The sequence below is a fragment of the Phyllobacterium trifolii genome, from assembly GCF_014192095.1.
GTDB lineage: Bacteria > Pseudomonadota > Alphaproteobacteria > Rhizobiales > Rhizobiaceae > Phyllobacterium > Phyllobacterium trifolii.
In genome coordinates this window covers 1-3879 of sequence record NZ_JACHXN010000055.1, presented here as the reverse complement: position 1 = coordinate 3879, position 3879 = coordinate 1, and the positions used below count along the sequence as shown (strand labels likewise).

The window sequence follows — 3879 nt, the reverse complement described above, 5'->3', positions numbered from 1 at the left end:
AGTCAGGGCCGCCTTGCAAACGTCCTGAAAAACCTCGCGCAGAGCGTCGAGGATGCTCAAACTCCGAGTTTTTCAACGATATCGGCGCAAAGCGGACATTACGATAAGGGTGATGACTCAAACCTGATTGGCATTGGAGGCATTGGTCGCCGCCTTGAGTATAAAAGTCCGCTTCCGCGAGTTCCCCTGAAGATTTTTCTCTCAGGTATCTCTATTTCTTTAGCAATCGCTTCAATTCAGTCTCAACCGAAAGCAGCACGTTTGGATGCATCGCCAGGTTGGTATTCTCGGCGACCTCGATCATTGCTGCTAGGACCTCTTCCTTGGTCCATCCGGCAACCTGGGCATCACCCAGGAGCTCCAGCATTCGATCTTCTATCGCCCGCTGACAATCGTGAAGTCGGATGCGGTGTTCTGGTAAAAACCGTCTGCTATGTTCTCTTCTATCGTGGAGGTGACAACGCGATAAGTAAACCAACAGATTGGTGAGTTCTCAGATTACCTTGCTACTCTTCCCGCCTTCTCCGCGGTTTTTGTTGGCGCAGTCTCTCCATCAGTCTCGCTTCAGACAGATGTGTCTGCTTTGATCGCAGTTTGGATCGTAGTTTCGCCCTCAATCAAATTGCTGGTCAGGAACTAGCCGGAAGCGTCCGAAACTGCACTCACATCCTCAATCCCCCGGAATGTGAGTGTTTCGTCTTGCGGCTTTCTTTACTTCCCGGCTTCCTCAGCTTCAGCACGAGCTATGATCCCCTCCAACTCCTCAATGGTCTTGAGATCGCGAGCTATGCACTCCTCGTTTCTTATGACCCACTGGCCATTCTCGAAGCTGCGAAATTGGAATGTGCCTGCTCGCATCAATGGAATGTCACCTCGAAGCCGCTCAACTTCCTTCTTGTACGATGCTATCAAATCCTCGCGCCAGCCCATCTGGAGTTCCTCCCTGTCCCCCCGTGTGTCTATCATCGACTACTTCGGGTTCGACTTCTATATCAGTACATTATGTCCCTACGATACGACATGCGCGAAGAAGACAACGGTACTTGGACCGTCTTCGATGTCTTCACCGGATTCCCCGTTATCGTGAACGAGCGGATGATGATTAGCATGGAGATACAGGAAGCCGACGAGATGGTGGAACTCCTCAACATCCTTGACCAGAAGAAGCGCCGAGCTACCACGCAGTAGGCCCGCCGACAGAGAAGAGATAGATGTCTGAACCATGTGCAATTTGGAAGTCTCGCACTTACGACAGCAATCGTGGCGTCATTGGCGACAGGTTTCAGTACGATTCTCCGAGGGCTAGCGGCAAGTATGAGATAACCGGCTCAGCGAAAGCGCTTGTGGGTTTCATGAGTGAACGCCAGAAAGCATATCTCACGACTTGGCTCGTGGATCAGCATCACGCAGGAAACGAGTGGCCCGTGGTTACTGGGACGAAGTGGACCGGGCTAAAGTAGCGACCCCAAAGACGGTCAGGGAGCGGCGTGATAGGTTGCTTCGCTTAATTTCGGACCATACGCCGATGCTCGGTCAACGAGTACAGTATAAGCTGCGGCCATCGGGGCTTCGATCTCTCAGCGAACCATTGCCCGAAACCCCTACTGGGTGGCATCTGATGAGCTTTTATCAGCCACCGAGTCAGTCAAACTTGAAAGAAGTTGAGGAGTTGATCGCCTTTGCTTCTGGTCAAGGTTTGATCTTGGATGACCGTGGTCTCACGCTAACCTTTAACGGGCATTCGCATTTAGAACAAATTAAGACATCTCCTCAAACCTCACTACAGGCATTCGTGGCTATGTGGTTCAGTGGCGAAGTTGCTTCGGCCTATGATCACGGCATTGAACCCGCCATAAGACAGGCCGGATATAAGGTCATGAGGATCGACCGAAAGGAGCACAATAATAAGATCGACGACGAAATTATAGCAGAAATCCGCCGTTCTCGTTTCCTAGTTGCTGACTTCACATGCGGAGTAACGGGTGAAGGAGACGGTTTCATTACGATTCCGCGCGGCGGTGTAATCGGCAATGCGCGCCTGGCGAAGCGCGAAGCAACTTGTTGATCGGTGGGCGTTTCGATTCACTGGTCGCGTTGAAGCATCGCATCTCAAGCGCTTCCCGGCGTCGACCGAAGATGAACACGTGGGCTTTGGGCGGAAATCTTTGCCTCGCGTAACCCAGCCCATCGAAGATCATTTCTTGAAACGCTCTGCTTCTTCGGACCCGGTCGTTGCATTGCCGGTGCTGTAGGAATGTGCACCTGCACCTGCAAGTTTCCCGCCGTCAACGATCAGATACTCCTCGCGAATGGACCGCCCTTCGAACCAGCATTCAAGGATTTCTCGTGTTCCCGCCGCGTAGCGCGTCTGGGCGGACAAGGATGTTCCGGAGATGTGCGGCGTCATTCCGTGATGCGGCATGGTCCGCCACGGATGATCTTTCGGTGCCGGTTGCGGAAACCAGACATCCCCTGCATACCCGGCCAACTGGCCACTTTCCAATGCTCTGGCGACAGCATCGCGATCGCAAATCTTGCCGCGGGCCGTGTTCACCAGATAGGCGCCGCGTTTCATCTTCGAGAGCATTTTCTCGTTGAACAGGTTTTCCGTTTCCGGATGAAGAGGACAGTTGATGGTCACGACATCGCAATCCTTGACCATGTCCTCGACCGTGTCATGCCATGTCACGTTAAGCTCCTTTTCGACGGTGTCCGGAAGCCGGTGCCGGTCATGATAGTGGAGATGCATGTCAAATGGCTTGAGACGGCGCAGCACGGCCAGACCAATACGCCCTGCGGCGACTGTTCCAACGTGCATCCCCTCGACGTCATAGGAGCGGGCGACACAATCAGCGATGTTCCAGCCGCCTTTGACTACCCATTGATGGGAAGGAATGTAGTTTCGCACCAATCCCAGGATCATCATGACAACGTGTTCGGAGACACTGATGGAGTTGCAATAGGTGACTTCCGCGACGGTAATGCGACGGTCGATAGCGGCCTGAAGATCGACGTGATCAGATCCGATTCCCGCCGTGAGCGCCAATTTGAGCTTCGATGCCTTGGCAATGCGCTCTGCAGTCAAATATGCCGGCCAGAATGGCTGCGAGATGACGATTTCAGCGTCATGCAGTTCCTGCTCGAACACTGAATCCGGACCATCCTTGTCGGCGGTGACGACAAGCGTGTGGCCAAGCGATTCAAGATATTGTCGCAGACCGAGTTCACCAGAAACGCTTCCGAGCAGCGTTCCCGGTTGAAAGTCTATTGCCTTGGGTGAAGGGAGCGTTTGGCCTCCGGGATAGTGGTCGATTTCCGGAAGACCGGCGCGTGCATATGTTTTCGGATAGCCGTCGACCGGATCATCGTAGAGAACACAAATTATTTTGGCCATGATCGTTTCCTTTCCTACACCGGAAACACACCTGACTAAGCCTGAGGCAAAGCCAGCTACATGGATCGTCATGCGGTGAGCGAGAGGTTCTCAGATCGAGCCCGAGAGACCCCCGACTCCTTGTGTTTCCTCGTTCGGAGGTTGCCGCGTTCCGCAGGCCTGTCTCACCGAACATTGGAATTTTCTCACGATAGGTGGATGTGTTCAAATCACTTCGAATGACCGAATCTCTTTGGCGTCAAAGTTGATCTCTATAACAATGGGCATTGCGACGGGATGACGCCCTCCTCTTCTCGTGGCGCTTGCAATCACCCCACTATGGCACGTCGATGCCACCGAGGGTGTGTGTATTGGGTGCGCGAATTTTAGTCCGCATATGGCAGAAGCAAACGCTCTGATGTAAGCTAGACCATGGGCCTGATGAGAAAATTCATCGCAGATTGGTTCGGATATAATCGTGCCGCCCTTTCCGTTGCCGTAGTGTT

5 protein-coding genes are annotated in these 3879 nt (G+C 53.2%); 3 read left to right on the top strand and 2 right to left on the bottom strand.

Annotated elements, in window-relative coordinates; translation table 11 throughout:
* A partial coding sequence (locus FHS21_RS30520) for a hypothetical protein (protein WP_210283683.1) occupies window positions 1-489 on the top strand: 489 nt, incomplete at its 5' end.
* Window positions 490-711: 222 nt separating this feature from the next.
* Here FHS21_RS30520 and FHS21_RS30270 read toward each other — a convergent pair.
* On the bottom strand, window positions 712-966 hold the full coding sequence (locus FHS21_RS30270; protein WP_112531753.1) for a hypothetical protein: 255 nt from the start codon (window positions 964-966) through the stop codon (window positions 712-714).
* A 36-nt stretch (window positions 967-1002) separates the two neighbouring features.
* Here FHS21_RS30270 and FHS21_RS30265 point away from each other — a divergent pair, with 36 nt between their 5' ends.
* Window positions 1003-1188 (top strand): hypothetical protein, encoded by a 186-nt coding sequence (locus FHS21_RS30265; protein ID WP_112531752.1) that lies wholly within the window; start codon window positions 1003-1005, stop codon window positions 1186-1188.
* Between the two features lie 430 nt (window positions 1189-1618).
* The gene (locus FHS21_RS30260) at window positions 1619-2065 is read left to right on the top strand and encodes a hypothetical protein (RefSeq protein WP_112531750.1); all 447 of its coding nucleotides are present in this window, start codon (window positions 1619-1621) and stop codon (window positions 2063-2065) included.
* A 129-nt stretch (window positions 2066-2194) separates the two neighbouring features.
* Here FHS21_RS30260 and FHS21_RS30255 read toward each other — a convergent pair whose 3' ends face one another.
* Window positions 2195-3394, bottom strand: a complete 1200-nt coding sequence (locus tag FHS21_RS30255; RefSeq protein ID WP_112531749.1) for an NAD-dependent formate dehydrogenase — start codon at window positions 3392-3394, stop codon at window positions 2195-2197.
* Window positions 3395-3879: the final 485 nt, after the last annotated feature.